Source organism: Litchfieldella xinjiangensis, assembly GCF_000759345.1.
Classification (GTDB): Bacteria; Pseudomonadota; Gammaproteobacteria; order Pseudomonadales; family Halomonadaceae; genus Litchfieldella_A; species Litchfieldella_A xinjiangensis.
In genome coordinates this window covers 212951-228009 of the sequence record NZ_JPZL01000002.1, presented here as the reverse complement: position 1 = coordinate 228009, position 15059 = coordinate 212951, and the positions used below count along the sequence as shown (strand labels likewise).

The following is a 15059-nucleotide window of genomic DNA, read 5'->3' as shown; positions in this document are numbered from 1 at the left end:
AGTAACGTAAAAACGCAGACTAGTGCCATCCAGCCGCCCTGTCAATTGATGCCAATGCCAGGAAGCGTCAACGCCTGGGGTGGTCTTTACCCAGTGTATCGGCCGCCCGCGCGCCTCGCTCACCCATCGGGCGGGCTTCGCCTTGCGTGGTATCGCGGGAGGTCTGGCGTTCCATCTCGCTATTCAGCTCCGCACCGAACAGGATCAGGAAGGATGTCAGCCAGAACCACATCAACAGGATCACCACTGCCCCCAGCGAGCCGTAAAGTTCGTTGAACGTCGAATAGTAACGCGCATACAACGATAGGCCCCCGGAGCCCAGCACCCACAGCAGGGTCGCCGTCACGGTACCGACGCTGACCCAGTCCCAGCGTGGCGCGCGGCGATAGGGCGCATAGCGATACAAAACTGCGACCACCACCATCATCACCAGCATCAACGCCGGCCAGCGCAGCAGGCTTACGATCTGCACCGCGCCACTGTCGAGCCCCAACATGCCAATCGCCAAAGGAAACAGGGCGACGAAAACGATGGTGGCCAATGTCAAGGTGATAAGCCCCACGGTAAGGGCCGCCACCACCAACATCCGCTCGAGCCAGCGACGACGCTCACGCTCGCCATAGACCTTGTTCAAGCCATTGATCAGACCCAGCACCCCCTTGGAAGCGACCATGACGGCCACCAAGAGACTGATGACGGCCGTCACGCTGAGTCCCGTGTTGGTATTCTCGGCAATCTGCTCGGCCTGGCGGCGAATGATGTCCGCGGCGCCGGGAGGGATGAAACGGCCCAGGGTAGCGATCTGCTCGATGATATCCTGAGGATCCAGTATCAAAGCCCAGAGCGACACCACGGCCGCCACGGCCGGAAACAACGAAAGCAAGGCATAGAAAGCGACGCCGGCGGCAAGCATGGTGATATCGTCGTCGCCCATGGCCCGTACCAGGCGCCATAGAATATCCAGCCAGCCCAGGCGGGGAATCTGTCGTGGCTGATCGGCACGACGACCCCGACCGCGCAAGAATCTGAACATTGCGTCCTCCTTCCCTGGTTGTGGCTAGGGGGCCTCCGGCAGGCGGAGCACCATCTCGGTGCCTCGAATCTGGATATCGAAGCGCCCCAGGAAACTCATGCCCAGCAGGGCCATGTCACCGTCCATACCGGGATTGATTGACGCCGGCACATCGTGTGTCGCCAGGCCGCCCAGGCTGACCCGATCGACCTGGGTCATGTACCCCTGCACACGGCCATTGGCGGTCTGAAACATCGCGGGGCGGCCTGGCGCCAGCTCAAGACGCTCCGCCAGATCAGCCGGAATGGCCAGATAGGTTGCCCCGGTGTCGAGCAGGAATTCCACCGGCTCGCCATTGATGCGCCCCGTGGCGACGAAGTGACCCGATGCGTTGCGCTCAAGCGTGACACTGCCCCCCTCAGCGCCCTCCTGCTCCACCAGGTTGGCATTGGGGTTATGCCGTCGTTCGAGATAGTGGTGGAACCACCACGACCCCATCGCCAATAGCAGCAGCCAGAACAGCAACATCATGCCCAGGCCGACTCGTCGAATTCCCTTGTCCTCGTCGCTCATCTCGCCTCCCTTGGCATGCGACCCGCCCGTGCATCACGTCGCAGGCCCTATCGGCAGGATACGCCATGACGATAGCGGGCGCGTTGCGGGGCACTCACGCCGACCGACGTTCCCAGGTCTCGGCCACCCGCTCGCCGCGTGCCTGGTCGACACCAAGGCAAATCGCGATCGCCACCATGAACAGCGCGGCACACAACAGAATAGAGGCCTGAAGCCCGACCACCGACTGCAACAGCCCCAGACCGATGATACCGATGACACCAGCAAGCTTGTTGGCCAGGCCCCAGAAGCCGAAGAACTCTGCCGACTTTTCGGTCGGTGAGAATAGCCCCACCAGGGCACGGCTCGCCGACTGGCTCGAGCCCAGGCTAAGCCCCGCCAGGCATCCCACGAAGAGAAACAGATGCTGCGCCTCCCAGGCCAGTCCCAGGCGCGCATTGAGAAAGGCGGTGACCTCGGGGGTGGCCCAGATGGCGATGATCGCCGCAATCCACAGCACCAGCGTACCGATGTAGGTGATCTTTGCACCGATTCGATCCTGCAGGAAGCCGAACCCCAGCGCACCCGCTGCGGCAGTGATCTGGACGATGATGAACATGATGTTGCGCACCGCTTCATCCCAGCCGATCACCTGGGCACCGTAGATGAAAGCGAAGGCGATGATGATGTAGACCCCGGCCATCGAGAACAGCAACGAGACCAGGAATACCCCCAGATCGCGAAAGCGCTTGAGCTCATGGTAGGTGTCGGCGATACGCTCGCGGGCGATCGTCGCGTAGCCGTGCCCGGCCGGACGCGGCTGGGGGTGGCCGCGCTCCTTGAGCCAAGCGAAGGTCGGAATGGCCGTGACCAGGAAGAATGCTGCTGCGAAGGGCCCCACCCAGCGAATGCGCTCGAAGTTGTCCGCCGTGGCCTCACCCAGCACCACCAGGGTGAAACCGGCGGCGAACAGGCCGCCGACATAGCCCAGGGCCCAGCCGAATCCGGAGATCTTTCCCAGATCCTGCGGCGGCCCCAGGTCGGGCAGGAAAGCGGCAATGAACGATTCGCCCATCGAATAGGCGTAATTCGACAGCACGATCAGAAGCAGGCCAACGACCACGTAACCGGGCGAGACGAAATAGAGCATCGCGGTGGTGACTACGGTCGCCAGATAACTGACGAACAGGAAGCGCTTCTTGCTGGCGTTGTAATCCATGATCGCCCCGCAGACGGGGCCGGTGATCACGACCGCCAGGTAGCTGAGGGCCAGCGCCAGGCTCCACAGGAAATTGGCAAGCCGAAAGTCATCACCCCGGTCACCGACGATGACGGTGGTGAAGAGTTCGCCGAACACGACGGTAATGATCAGCAGCGTATAGGCCTGATTGGCGAAATCGAACATCGCCCAGCCGAGGATTTCCTTGCGCGAGGCGCGCGCCCGTGACGCCCTGGAGCCCGATTCAGGAAGGCTATGCATCAGGGGACGTGCCCCGTTCGTCGTCCTGGTGGCGATTGCCTCGCTCCAATCGGCTGATCGCCTCGCCGCCCTGTCGGGACAACGACTCGAGACGATCGATCTGCTCGTCGAGTTTTGGCAACGCGTCCTGGCGATAACGCGACAGGTCGTCGATGGCGCCCATCACCTCGCCGAAGGCCTCCTCGAGAGCCTGCATGTCGAGCGTCGCAGACGAGGCCCGGGTCTGTATTTCCACGCCCTGGCTACGTAGCGCCTTGGCAGTGCCCGCAATCATCTCCGAGGTACTGCTGTTGATCGATTCGACCCGGTCCAATACCAGACGCTGGTTGGCCAGGGCCATGGCGACGGTCACGGCCACGGTAAGCGCGGAGACGGTGACATGTATGGCGCGATCGACGCCGCGCATCAATTCGCGGTTGTTGCGAATGATGACCTCCAGCGCCAGCACCCCTTGTTGGCTGACGGCCAGTTGCTGTTGAAGGTCGACGATCCGTTGGCGCAGCGGGAACAGTAGTTCCTCCTCGATGAAGGTACGCTGGGGGTCGTCCTGCTCGCGGTCCTGGGCCGCCTGGCTGAGCCGGGTGTCGATCAAGCGCCCCAGGGCAATCTGTCGGTTGAGCTGGCCGAGGATATCGCGCAGGGCCTCCTGGTCATCGCTTAACGTGACGTTATCCCGACGCAGCATTTCGCGACCGCTCTCCAGGTCGGCAATGATTGCATCGAGCGCTTCCTGGGCGTTCTCGAACTTTCGGAAGTAACGCTGCATGCGTGTGCCGACCCCGGGCAGCAATGCCAGGGCACGGTCGAGACCGCCTTTCGACAGGTTGTGGCGCTGGGGATCCAGGGATTGCATGCGCCCCCGCAGATTGACCAGGGCCTGGGCCACCGGGCCACCTTCATCGCCGTGGTGGGCGAGCTTGCGCAGTGGCGTCTGCAGCATGGCGCTGTGGTGAGAAGCCTGTCGCTGGATATCGATGCCCATCTCGTCGACAGCGCGGCGCTGCTGCTCGGCCGAGGCCTCGGGAGACGCCAGGACCTCATCGACGAAGGCATCGGCCATGGCCGACAACTCGGCATCGTGGTTCGAGGAAACCGTTTCCTCTTGCCCGCCGCGCGGTTCGTCCAGATGACGGGCGATGTGCTCTACCGGTGGCAGGGACAGCGGGGCGGGCCGCTTGGAATCGTGCTCGTCATTCATCGGCGGTATTCTCCGTCATGTTATCGATCGCCTCAGCTACGCCCGTAGCGTTCGGCACGCTCGATGAAGCGCCGCAAGTCACTCAGGGCCTGATCCGCGGCGACCGAGGCCTGAGGCCGATCGGTCTGTACCCGTGACAGCGCCACGGCCGTATCGTCGAGCACGGTGAGTGCCGATTCATTGCGCGCCGTAAGCTCACGCAGGTGACGCTCGGTCTCGTCGACCAGCTCCAGCCGCCGCTTGAGTGCGACACGCTCGGCCACGGATAGCCGCTTGCCCTCACGGTCCAGCCGGCGCCTGACAAAGTCGCTATCGACCCCCGCGACCCCCTGCGCCTGGTTGGCCATCGCGGTCAGGTTGTCCACGGCACCCAGGCACACTTCGCTGACCAGGCCGCGGGAACGGGCATACGCCAGTTCGCTGGGGCTGAAACGGGCGTCGAGCAGATCCGCAACATTCGCGTAGCGGCTGTAGAGACGATCCGCCTGAGTGGCGAGATCGAGACGGCCGACATTCTCCAAGCCCCGTTTTGCCTGGCACAAGGCCAGGATAACGTCATCGGCCCCCGCCGGAGGGCGGTCCGGGTCGAGTATCGCGACACCGGACTCACGGGCCTCGCGTTCGACCTGGGCCCGTTGCTTCGCGGCTTCATCGGCACGCAGCGCCTCGAGGCGCTGATGGCGACGCCGAACTCGCCAACGCCGCCAGCTACGTTCCAGGGGCAGCTCCACGGCGATGGCGCCCAACCCCGCCAACCACCCAAGCAGGCTGGGATCGAAACCGCCCCATAGCGAGGTCAGCCAGAGCAGGAACCCGATGAACGGAATCCCCAGGCAATAACGACCGATCACCTCCAGGCGACTGGGCGATTCGGTGGGAACCGCCAGCGCCGGGTTGACCATGCCCACCAGGAACCACGGCGGACAGGTCAGGAAAAGCCCATAGGCAAATCCTTGCATGAATTCGAGCATAGGTCTCGAGACCACCCTTCCCTTCGATAACTCAGTGTAGAAAAACACGAACCACGCCCAAAAGACCATATCCCGTAGCGTGCGTTCATGCTGGCTGTGCTCGACGAAACGTAGCAATACCGTGTACTAGCCGGACATGCCAACGTCGCGAAAAGCCCTTACTATGCCCGCGTGCCGGCGCCGCACGCGTTGAGGCGTCACTTCTGTCATCCCTTTTCCGTCAAGGACGCCTTCATGGCCAAGACTGCTTTGCACCTGCTGGTTCCCGCTGTGGCGTTGATTATCGGTGGGGGAGCCGGCTGGTATGCAGCCGAGCACCGCCCCGGCGCCACCGCCTCGACCGCCGAGGTAACCCAGAACGGGCCCTTGGCATTGGGTACCCCCCACCAAGGTGAAATCACGTCCAGCAGCACACTCAACGCCAAGGACGGCAGCCGTTTCGAGCGGGTCACGCTCACGCTGGAAGCGGATAGCCTGGTCGAACTGGAACTCGACGGCGCTCTTCACGGCGCACTGTCACTCTACGATACCGAGGGTAACTTCCTGGCGGCGTCGGCCGAAGACGTCTCCCCGACTCGGCTGCGTCGCCGCGTCGATGATAGCGGTAATTATGTGGTCGCCATCAGCGGGCGCGATCGGCACAGCTATGGCCCCTTCCGCCTGACCAGCCGTCATCTCGAGGTACAGAATACGGGAGCGCTCACGCTCGGCACGCCTACCAATGGCTGGCTCCAGGAAAGCAGCAATCAGTACGAAATCGTTATCGACGAGCCGGGACTCTACGAGATCGGCATGGATTCGGACGATGTCGATGCCTACCTGGTGCTGACCGACGCACAGGGCACCCGCCGTGAGGACGACGATAGCGGGGGCAACTTGAATGCCCGCCTTTCCGACTTCCTCGACGCCGGTCGCTATCAGCTCGAAGCGCGCACGCTACAGGGCGACGGGACCGGCCACTATACCCTGACAATGACCCAGCGCTCGCTTCCCGGTGACGTCTCGCTGACCCAGTCAGGCGAGCTGCCACTGGGCGAAACGCTGCAGGGGTGGTATAGCGGTTCGCCGCTCGATTACCACTTCGAGCTGACCGAGTCCACCCAGGTGACCCTGGAGATGCGCTCGAGCGACATCGATGCCTACCTGGAATTGAACAGTGAGACCCTCTCTGTAGAAGATGACGATGGGGCCGGTGGGCACGATGCGAGAATCCAGCGCATTCTCCCCTCGGGCAGCTACACCGTCACCGCACGCAGCTATGACAATACCGGCAGCGGCCTGTTCACCCTGGCGTCCAGCCGGGATGCGCTCCCCGCAACGGCCACCAGCTCGCTCGAGGTCGGCACGCCCATCGATGCCATGCTCGAATACGGCGCTCGGCACTATTACGGGTTCCATATCGAGCAGCCTGGGCGCTACTCGATCACCATGTCCTCGAGTGTCGTGGACGCCTTCCTGGAACTCGAAGGTGAGCAGCTCCGGCTCGAAGACGATGACAGTGGCGGTGGCTACGATGCACGTATCCGGACCCATCTCGAGCCTGGCGACTACCGTCTCGTTGCGCGCTCGTTCGGCGGTTCGGATAGCGGCCCCTACCGGCTGGTCGTGGAAATCGACGGGACACGTGGCTGAAGCGTCTCATCAGGACCTCTAAACGTTATTCGATGTAACCGAAAGGTGACATCACACCCCGCCTGCTTTATTTTTACGTGGGAAGATGCCCCCGATAAAAACTAATACCAACGACTGACGTACGCAGGACGGGCTGGGCATGAACAAGTGGGTATGGCTTGGCTGCTGCCTGCTGTCCTCGATGACAGCGGCGGCGGACCTGAGCGAGCTGCATTTCATCACCGAGGACTATCCCCCCTATAACTACAAGCGCAATGGGGAGGTGCACGGCATCTCGGTCGATATCCTGAGCGCTATCTTCGAGGCCAGCGGTTTGCGGCTTCCGCGGGAGTCCATCCGTCTCCTGCCTTGGGCGCGGGGCTACGAGACCGCCCTGAAAGAACCGAATACCGTGCTTTTCTCGACCACCCGCACCCCCTCGCGGGAGGCGCTATTCCAGTGGGTTGGGCCGATTGCCCGCGATCGGGTCACATTGATCGCTCGCCGCGATCGCGGCCTGTCGCTCGGCTCCATCCCCGAGCTCAATGCCTCGTCCTTTCAGGTCGCGGTAATTCGCGAGGATATTGGCGCCCAGCGGCTCGAAGAGGCCGGCGCGGATCCGGGGCGCATCATCTCGGCCATCTCCAATGCCAGCGCCCTGATGATGCTCGATCGGGGGCGAGTCGACCTTTGGGCCTACAGCGAGGATGTGGCCTTCTGGATCATCGAGGAACAAGGCCTCGACGTGAGCGACTACGAGTCGATACTCACCCTCAGCGAATCGTCGCTCTACTTCGCGCTCAATCCGGCCACCGACGCTACGCTGGTCGCCTCACTGCAGTCGGGGCTGGATACGCTGCGCGAGCGCGGCACGCTGAATACGCTTCTGGAGCGCCAATGAACTGCTTCGCTTCACGCCCGTGGTCCTGCCTGAGCCTGCTCTTCCCGCTACTGTTCCCGCTGACTTCGGCTGCCGAGGAATTGACGTTCAACACCGAGGAGTATCCGCCCTAAAACTTCACCAATGCCGAGGGCGAGATCGAAGGCTCCGTCACACGCCTGCTCCAGACGGCCCTGGACGAGGCCGGGATGACAGCGCAATTTCGGGTTCTGCCCTGGGCCAGGGCCTATACCGAAGCCCGTCTTCGCGAGGATACATGTGTCTACTCCACCGTAAGGACAGCGGAACGGGAGGCGGCATTCCAGTGGGTGGGGCCACTGGTCGATACGGATTGGGCAGCCTTTGCCCTGGAAGACCGCACGATCGACTCGGGGAGCCTCGAGGCCTTGGCAGGCTTGCGGGTGGGTAGTTACCGCGAGGATGCGGTGGGCCGCTTCGTCGAGTCGCATGGCATTCCGGTCCTGTTGACCGCGACCGACCGTGAAAACGCGCTGCGCCTCGAAGCCGGCCTGATCGATGTCTGGGTTACCGGGGAGGCGACCGCCAGGCATGTCGCCGGTAACGCAGGTGTGCCGATCAAACGCCTCTTCAGCTTTCATCGGGCGAACATGTACCTGGCCTGCCATCCGGGGGTGCCCGGGTCACTGCTGTCACGCCTGCAGGCCGCCCTGGATCGATTGCGCAATCCCGATCATCACGAAAGTCATTCCCGCCAGACGCTCGACGGGGAGGCGCAACGATGACCCCGGAGCCCTCTACGATCCCAGGCCAACGCGTCTCGCGCTGGAAAGGCATTACGGCCAAGCAGGCCGCCGTGACGCTGATCATCGCCATCGCCATGAGCCTGCTGGCCGGGGTGGCGGAACTCAGCCTGGAAGCGAGCCAGATGCGCGACGAGATTCAGGAACAGACGCGCCAGCGACTCGACCTGGTCGACGGTACGGCGGCCGAGGCTGCGTTCCAGCTCAACCCCGACCTGGCGCAACAGGTGGCCAACGGCCTGTTCGATGCCGGCAATGTCAAACGCATTGAGCTTCGCGACGATTTCGGACGACGGATGGCGGTGCGTGAACTCGAGCGAGACACGCAGGGCAGTTGGCTTGCGCGATGGCTATTCGGTGACATCGTCCATTACGAGCAAGACCTGAACTACCACGTCGACGGTGAAGAGAATGCCGACCCCGTGGGCGAGATCGAACTGATACTCGCATTGGATAGCCTGGGCAATGCATTTGTCGAGCGTAGCGTATTGATCTTCAGCCTCGGGGTAATCAAGGCCTTTGCCATCGCGGCGCTGGTGGTGCTTGCCTTCCATTTCCTGATCACCCGACCGTTGCTCAAGGTGCATGCCGCCATCGCTCAGGTCGATCCCGAGCGCCCTGGCGAGTGGCCCAAGCCACGGCTTCGCTATCATGGCGACGATGAACTAGGTCACCTCGTTGCCGGCCTGGATCGACTGCTCAAGGCCTTTCAGCATGGCCTGGACCAGCGTGATCGACTGCATCAGATATCCACAGTGGATGGCCTGACCGGGATCGCCAATCGCCGCCGCTTCGATGCCTTCCTGTCCGACGAATGGCAACGAGCGCGACGTTCCGGGTATAGCCTGTCGGTGCTGTTCATCGATATCGATTTTTTCAAGCCTTTCAATGACAATTATGGACATACCGTGGGTGATGACAGCCTGCGCCAGGTGGCCCACAGCATCAGCAGTACCGTATCGCGCACATCGGATCTGGCGGCTCGCTTCGGCGGTGAGGAGTTCGTGTGCGTGCTGCCCGGCACCGACATTGATGGCGCCAGTGCTGTGGCCAAGCGGATACGAGGCGCCATTGAAGCGCTGCATATCCCTCATGCCTTCTCCCCCGTGCATGACCGCATCACGGTAAGCATCGGCGTGGCCAGCGCCACCCCTGACCAAGACGACGCGTCCCCTGCCCCGCTGGTCAAGCAAGCCGACCAATGCCTTTATCAGGCCAAGTCCCAGGGCCGTAATCGGGTGGTAGCACAACCCGATTAGGCGCTACTCTTGTCGTCGAATGTCTGCTGGGCGAGACCGAGCCCCCATGAAGCCAATGCCATTGACTGAAGAGACCATGACGACCGCCAATACCCCCGCTGCACTGGGTTTCGCCATGCCAGCGGAATTTGCCCCTCACGACGCCTGCTGGATGCTGTGGCCACAACGGCCCGACACCTGGCGCTACGGAGCCAAGCCCGCGCAGCGTGCCTTTACCGCGGTGGCCACGGCCATTGCCGAGAGCGAGACGGTATTCGTCGGGGTCAATGACGAGCAGTACGAGAACGCCCGTAATCAGCTGCCCTCGCATATTCGCGTGGTTGAGCTCTCGAGCAACGACGCCTGGATGCGCGATGTGGGTCCGACCTTCCTGACCCACCCCGATGGCCGCCTGGCCATGGTCGATTGGGACTTCAATGCCTGGGGCGGGCTCAAGGGGGGACTCTATTTCCCCTGGGACAAGGATCGCCGCATTCGCACCAAGATCGCCGAGATCCTGGGCATCCCGCGTTTTCAGGCTCCGGCAGTGCTCGAAGGCGGGGCGATTCATGTCGATGGCGAGGGGACGTTGCTGGTCACCGAGGAGTGTCTGCTCAACCCCAACCGTAATCCCGACATGTCACGCGAACACATGGAGTCGCTGCTGCGCGATTACCTGGGCGTATCGACCATCATCTGGCTGCCGCGAGGCTGCCACCTCGACGAAACCGATGGTCATGTGGACAACCTGTGCTGCTTCGTGGCCCCTGGCGAAGTGGTACTGACCTGGTGCGACGATGAAGAGGATCCCCAGTACCCGATCTCCCGCGAGGCACTGGATATCCTCGAAAACGCCATCGACGCCCGGGGACGCCGGCTCAAGGTGCACAAGCTGCCCCAACCCGCGCCGATGTACATCCTCGAGGAGGAAGCTAGTGGTATCGACCGGCTCAACAGCTCGCGGCCACGTGGCCCGGGGGATCGCATGGCCGGGTCTTACGTCAATTTCTATATCGGCAATTCGGTGGTGGTCATGCCGTCGCTCGATCCAGCCCTGGACGACGTGACGCGCGGCATTTTACAGGGGATATTTCCGAGTCGCCGGGTGATCGGTGTGCCTGCTCGCGAGATCCTGCTAGGCGGTGGCAACGTACACTGCATCACGCAGCAACAACCCCGGCCCTGAGCGAGCGGCCCAGCTCACCGACACACTCCGAAGCCGCGCATGCCGAAATGGAAATGATCGGCGTGCGCGGCGTTGTAGTCCGGTCCGAGCACGTTGCCGAAGACATCGCAGCCGCCATCGCGCACCTGGCGAAGGAAGTCGCCACGTGGATCTTCATCTCCCCAATCCCGGCTCAGGCTGATACGTCGGCCATCCGCCAATCGAAACGCCGCGACATCCAGCGCCTCGGCCGTGGCATGCTCGCTGCGTCGGGCATTGGGCCGATGGTAAATATTGCGACAGGCAAAGCTCCCATAGTGCTCGACGCGCGCCACTCGGCTGCCCAGAACCGACTCGGCGAGCGGTTGCAGACGATGACGCTCGTACATGACCCAAGCCAGGGCCAGCGGACAAGTCGCCGCAAAACTCGCATTGAAGCTGACGCTGCTCGCCCGCACGCGGACCATGTTCTCGAGCGGGCAGCTCGCCACCGGCGTGTAGTCGGCCATCGGGGTATAGTCGAGTTCGCCATTCGGCACCGAAGCCAGCGCTGCCAGACAACCCTCCCGGTCGCCCTGGAGCTGCTTCAGCTTCCATTGGGTCACCGGCGTCATGGGGTCATCGATCACCAGCGGCGCCCAGGGCGCCCAGTGGCGAGGCACCTCCCACCATCCCTTGTCGAAGCCCAGGCCAATGAATATCAGGATGAGACATACCAGAGTCATGCGCATCGGCCTAGCCTAGCCGGTTTGCGCCTTTGGGGACATGATGGGACAGCTGAACGACGGATCATTCGCCTGCTAGCGAAAAGCCCTTTAGACTCAGGCATCGCTTCGCATCACGGTCCTCCCATGCTTGGCGCCATCTCGCTGGACCTGTTTGCCGTGTTGCTCGGTGGCGTCATTGCCCTGCTGCCGATCTATGCTCACGAAATACTCGAGGTGGGCCCCGAAGGGCTGGGCGCGCTGCGCAGTGCCATTGCCGCGGGCGCCTTGCTGATGGGCATCTATCTCGGTGTGCGTGGGATACGACGCCACGCAGGCTGGGTGATGTTCATGGCAGTGGCCGTATTCGGAGTCGCCAATCTGGTCTTTACCTTTTCGACGACGTTCTGGCTCTCGCTGGGTGCGATGTTCGTGGCCGGCGCCGCCGACATGATCAGCGTCTATGTCCGCACCACGGTCATTCAGTTGGCCACGCCGGATGAAATGCGCGGTCGGGTAAATGCCGTCAATATGCTGTTCATTGGCTCCAGCAACGAACTTGGGGAGTTTCGTGCCGGCAGCATGGCTGCCTGGCTAGGGGCCGTGCCGGCGGCGGCGATTGGCAGCGTGGGAACGCTGGCGGTGGTCGCGACCTGGATGCGCCTGTTTCCGGTACTGCGTCGCGTCGACCGGTTCGACGATGCCAGCGCCGAAAGAGCCGACTAGCCAACACCGGCTAGGTGCCCGGCCCGCATTCGGTGCATTGATCCACAGGCGCTTCCTCGAGCAGCAGCTTGGCACCCAGATCGCGTAGCGCGGTACGTAGGCCCTCTTCCAGCGTCGGGTGGTAGAACGGCATGTTGAGCATTTCCTGAACGGTCAGGCGCTGCTGGCATGCCCAGGCCAGCAGGTGGCCCAGATGCTCGGCCTCGGGGGCCACCAGCTCGGCACCCAGGAAGCGTCCGGTGCCGTACTCGCCGTAGAGATTCATTGCCCCTTCATGAACATTCATGACCCTAGCCCGGCCTTGTGAGGCGAAATCCAGTGTGCCGATGGCATACCCCTGCGGGTTGGCCTCGACCTCGCTAAGTGACATACCCACCTGAGCAATCTGCGGCTCGCTGAACACGACCGTGAAGGGAACGCGCCGGTGGCCAGTACGCAGATTGGGAAAGCGTCCGGCATTGTCGCCGGCGATGCGGCCCTCGTCGGTCGCCTCGTGAAGCAGCGGGTCGGCCCGATCGACGTCGCCAGCGATGAAGATCGGACTGGGCGCCTGCGTCGTCGAATGGCATTGCATGGTATAGCGATCGTGACGGGGCACACCGTGCTCATCGGTCTCGATACCCAAACGGTCGAGATCCAACCCCTGGAGATTGGGGCGGCGACCGGTCGCCGCCAGCAGATAATCGAAACGTTCAGTGAGGGTCTCGCCCGTACTGCGCTCGACGAAGGTCACGGCCACTTCGTTGTCGTCCTGCGACACGGCGTGTATTTCGGCTCGGGTATCGAGATAGAACTGGCTGGCGAAGAGCGCCTCGGCTCGGTCGCGGATCGCTTCATCCTTGAGCCCACCCAAGCCGCCGCTGCGTCCGAACATGCGCACCCGCACATCGAGACGTGCCAGGGCCTGGCCCAGCTCCAAGCCGATCACCCCCGGTCCCATGATCGCCACGGAGTCCGGCAGTTCGGGCCAGTCGAACAGCGTGTCGGTGGTCACGACACGGTCGCCTGCGGCCTGAAAGGGCTCGGGAACATGGGGCGACGTGCCGGTGGCTATCACCGCACGTGAAAAATGCACCCGCGTATGATCGTCGACGACCAGGGCGCCCGGCCCCTCGAAGCGCACCTTACCCTGCAGCACGTCCTCGTCGGGGAAATCGGCCACCGAGCCCTGGATGCTTTCGAAGAAGCGGCGCCGTTCGCGCTGAACCCTCGCCATGACCGCCTTGCCGTCGATATCGATGGGCCCAGCGCGTCCACCGAAGGGCTCGATGTGACGCGCACGATGGATAGCGTTGGCGGCAGCAATCAATAGCTTGCTGGGCATACACCCGGTTCGGGCGCAGGTCGTACCGTGCTCGCCGCCTTCGATCAGCATGACCGCATCGGTGTGACGCTTGGCAGCCCGGTAGGCGCTCAGTCCGGCACTCCCTGCGCCAACGATAGCGACGTCAACGTGGCATTCCTGCATGTCAGCTCTCCCTGTCTCTCTACGCTAACCGTAGCAGTCCAGGCGAGGGGTGATGCAATCGTGCGTCAATCAATAGGAACGCTTGAAGGTACTAACCTTGCTCAGCGGCGAAGGCCAGCACGTTATCGAACGCTTCGCGGAAGTAGAGCTCATAGTTGTCGCGTTCGACATAACCCAGGTGCGGTGTAGCCACCAGGTTGGGTAGGGCCAGCAAGGGGTCATCGCGTAACGGCTCGTGGTCGAATACATCGATGGCGGCGCGTCCAGGACGGCCTTGGCGCAGCGCCTGTTCGAGCGCCCCCGGGGCGAGCAGGCCTGCCCGGCTGGGATTGATCAGCACCGAGGTGGCCGGCATGCGCGCCAGGTCTTCGGGCCCCACGATGCCACGTGTCTCCTCGTTGAGCCGCAAGTGCAGGCTCAGCACATCGGAGCGCGTGAAGAAGTCGGCTTGGGATACTGCCGCCTCGATTCCGTCACTGCGCGCGCGCTCGCGTGTGGTCTCGCGCCCCCAGACCAGCACCTGCATGCCGAAGGCCTGGCCGTACCCCGCCACCAACCGTCCGATCTTTCCGTAGCCGAAGAGCCCCAGGGTCTTCCCATGGAGGCCGGTTCCCAGCGTGCGTTGCCAGCGCCCGGCCTTGAGATTCTCGATCTCCTGGGGAATGTTCCGGGTCGCGGCGAGTACCAGTGCCCAGGTCAGTTCCGCCGTGGAAACGGGTGAGCCCGTCCCCGACATGACCTTGACTCCCTGGCGCTGGCAGGCCGCCACGTCGATGTGTGCCGTGCCGCCGCCCGTCTGGCTGATCAACTTGAGCCGCGGCAGGCGCGCCAGCAGCTCGGCATCGATGGGGGTACGCTCACGGATGAGCACCAGTACGTCAGCCTCGGAGAAACGGGCCACCCGTGTGTCGATATCCGTGGCGGTGTCGTTGTAAACGCTCACCTCATGATCGGCAAGGCGCTCGAACGCCTCGAGATGTTTTACAACGTCCTGGTAATCGTCGGGTATCACGATATGCACGGCAATCCCTCGTTCATCGCCCAGCGCGCGGTCGCTTACGCCCCGTTGAGCTGGACATCAGAGATAGGTGACCGCCAGGGCCACCATGCCGACGATCAGCGCCATCGTGACGGCGATATCCACCAGGCGGTCCAGCCACATATCTAGGGAGGGCCCCGTCGAGCGCTGCGCTCTCGACGGGCGACGCCGGGTAGCACCGTGTCGTGGCTTGCGGTCTTGCATGGCAGGGATCACCGGTCTCGTTCTTACGG

The 15059-nt window shown here is 63.1% G+C and carries 15 protein-coding genes; 6 read left to right on the top strand and 9 right to left on the bottom strand.

What is annotated here, in order from left to right:
• Positions 1 to 67: 67 nt before the first annotated feature.
• The 5 genes from JH15_RS08585 to JH15_RS08565 form a co-directional block, all read right to left on the bottom strand.
• Positions 68 to 1033 carry a YihY/virulence factor BrkB family protein gene (locus JH15_RS08585; protein ID WP_043529430.1) on the bottom strand — a complete coding sequence of 322 codons (966 nt, stop codon included), beginning with the start codon at positions 1031 to 1033 and terminating at the stop codon, positions 68 to 70.
• A 24-nt stretch (positions 1034 to 1057) separates the two neighbouring features.
• Positions 1058 to 1585, bottom strand: coding sequence for a retropepsin-like aspartic protease family protein (locus tag JH15_RS08580; RefSeq protein WP_043529427.1), 528 nt, complete (start codon positions 1583 to 1585; stop codon positions 1058 to 1060).
• 94 nt (positions 1586 to 1679) lie between these two features.
• Positions 1680 to 3044, bottom strand: a complete 1365-nt coding sequence (locus tag JH15_RS08575) for an MFS transporter (protein WP_043529425.1) — start codon at positions 3042 to 3044, stop codon at positions 1680 to 1682.
• Entirely contained in the window at positions 3037 to 4242 is a 1206-nt protein-coding gene (locus JH15_RS08570; protein ID WP_043529423.1) for a toxic anion resistance protein, read from the bottom strand. The genes JH15_RS08575 and JH15_RS08570 overlap by 8 nt, the downstream gene beginning before the upstream one ends.
• A 32-nt stretch (positions 4243 to 4274) precedes the next feature.
• The gene (locus JH15_RS08565) at positions 4275 to 5213 is read right to left on the bottom strand and encodes a hypothetical protein (RefSeq protein ID WP_043529421.1); all 939 of its coding nucleotides are present in this window, start codon (positions 5211 to 5213) and stop codon (positions 4275 to 4277) included.
• Positions 5214 to 5447: 234 nt separating this feature from the next.
• On the opposite strand from JH15_RS08565, the gene JH15_RS08560 reads away from it, so the two are divergent.
• From JH15_RS08560 to aguA, 5 genes are all read left to right on the top strand, one after another.
• Positions 5448 to 6845, top strand: a complete 1398-nt coding sequence (locus tag JH15_RS08560; protein WP_043529419.1) for a hypothetical protein — start codon at positions 5448 to 5450, stop codon at positions 6843 to 6845.
• Positions 6846 to 6984: 139 nt separating this feature from the next.
• Positions 6985 to 7725 carry a substrate-binding periplasmic protein gene (locus JH15_RS08555; RefSeq protein WP_043529417.1) on the top strand — a complete coding sequence of 247 codons (741 nt, stop codon included), beginning with the start codon at positions 6985 to 6987 and terminating at the stop codon, positions 7723 to 7725.
• A 188-nt stretch (positions 7726 to 7913) separates the two neighbouring features.
• A complete protein-coding gene (locus JH15_RS08550; protein ID WP_422730555.1) occupies positions 7914 to 8468 on the top strand; it encodes a substrate-binding periplasmic protein in 555 nt (184 codons plus the stop codon).
• Entirely contained in the window at positions 8465 to 9745 is a 1281-nt protein-coding gene (locus JH15_RS08545; protein ID WP_043529416.1) for a GGDEF domain-containing protein, read from the top strand. The genes JH15_RS08550 and JH15_RS08545 overlap by 4 nt, the downstream gene beginning before the upstream one ends.
• A 46-nt stretch (positions 9746 to 9791) precedes the next feature.
• Positions 9792 to 10910 (top strand): agmatine deiminase, encoded by a 1119-nt coding sequence (aguA, locus tag JH15_RS08540; protein WP_269319786.1) that lies wholly within the window; start codon positions 9792 to 9794, stop codon positions 10908 to 10910.
• Between the two features lie 14 nt (positions 10911 to 10924).
• On the opposite strand, the gene JH15_RS08535 is transcribed toward aguA, so the two are convergent.
• Complete coding sequence (locus tag JH15_RS08535; RefSeq protein WP_043529415.1) at positions 10925 to 11620, bottom strand: extensin-like domain-containing protein; 696 nt, start codon at positions 11618 to 11620, stop codon at positions 10925 to 10927.
• A 120-nt stretch (positions 11621 to 11740) separates the two neighbouring features.
• Here JH15_RS08535 and JH15_RS08530 point away from each other — a divergent pair, with 120 nt between their 5' ends.
• Entirely contained in the window at positions 11741 to 12319 is a 579-nt protein-coding gene (locus tag JH15_RS08530; protein ID WP_043529414.1) for an MFS transporter, read from the top strand.
• A 10-nt stretch (positions 12320 to 12329) separates the two neighbouring features.
• On the opposite strand, the gene JH15_RS08525 is transcribed toward JH15_RS08530, so the two are convergent.
• The 3 genes from JH15_RS08525 to JH15_RS18210 all read right to left on the bottom strand — a co-directional run bounded on the left by JH15_RS08525 (position 12330) and on the right by JH15_RS18210 (position 15030).
• The gene (locus tag JH15_RS08525; RefSeq protein ID WP_043529413.1) at positions 12330 to 13787 is read right to left on the bottom strand and encodes a dihydrolipoyl dehydrogenase; all 1458 of its coding nucleotides are present in this window, start codon (positions 13785 to 13787) and stop codon (positions 12330 to 12332) included.
• A gap of 91 nt (positions 13788 to 13878) precedes the next feature.
• On the bottom strand, positions 13879 to 14808 hold the full coding sequence (locus tag JH15_RS08520) for a D-2-hydroxyacid dehydrogenase family protein (protein ID WP_043529412.1): 930 nt from the start codon (positions 14806 to 14808) through the stop codon (positions 13879 to 13881).
• Between the two features lie 57 nt (positions 14809 to 14865).
• Entirely contained in the window at positions 14866 to 15030 is a 165-nt protein-coding gene (locus tag JH15_RS18210) for a hypothetical protein (RefSeq protein ID WP_197053294.1), read from the bottom strand.
• Positions 15031 to 15059: the final 29 nt, after the last annotated feature.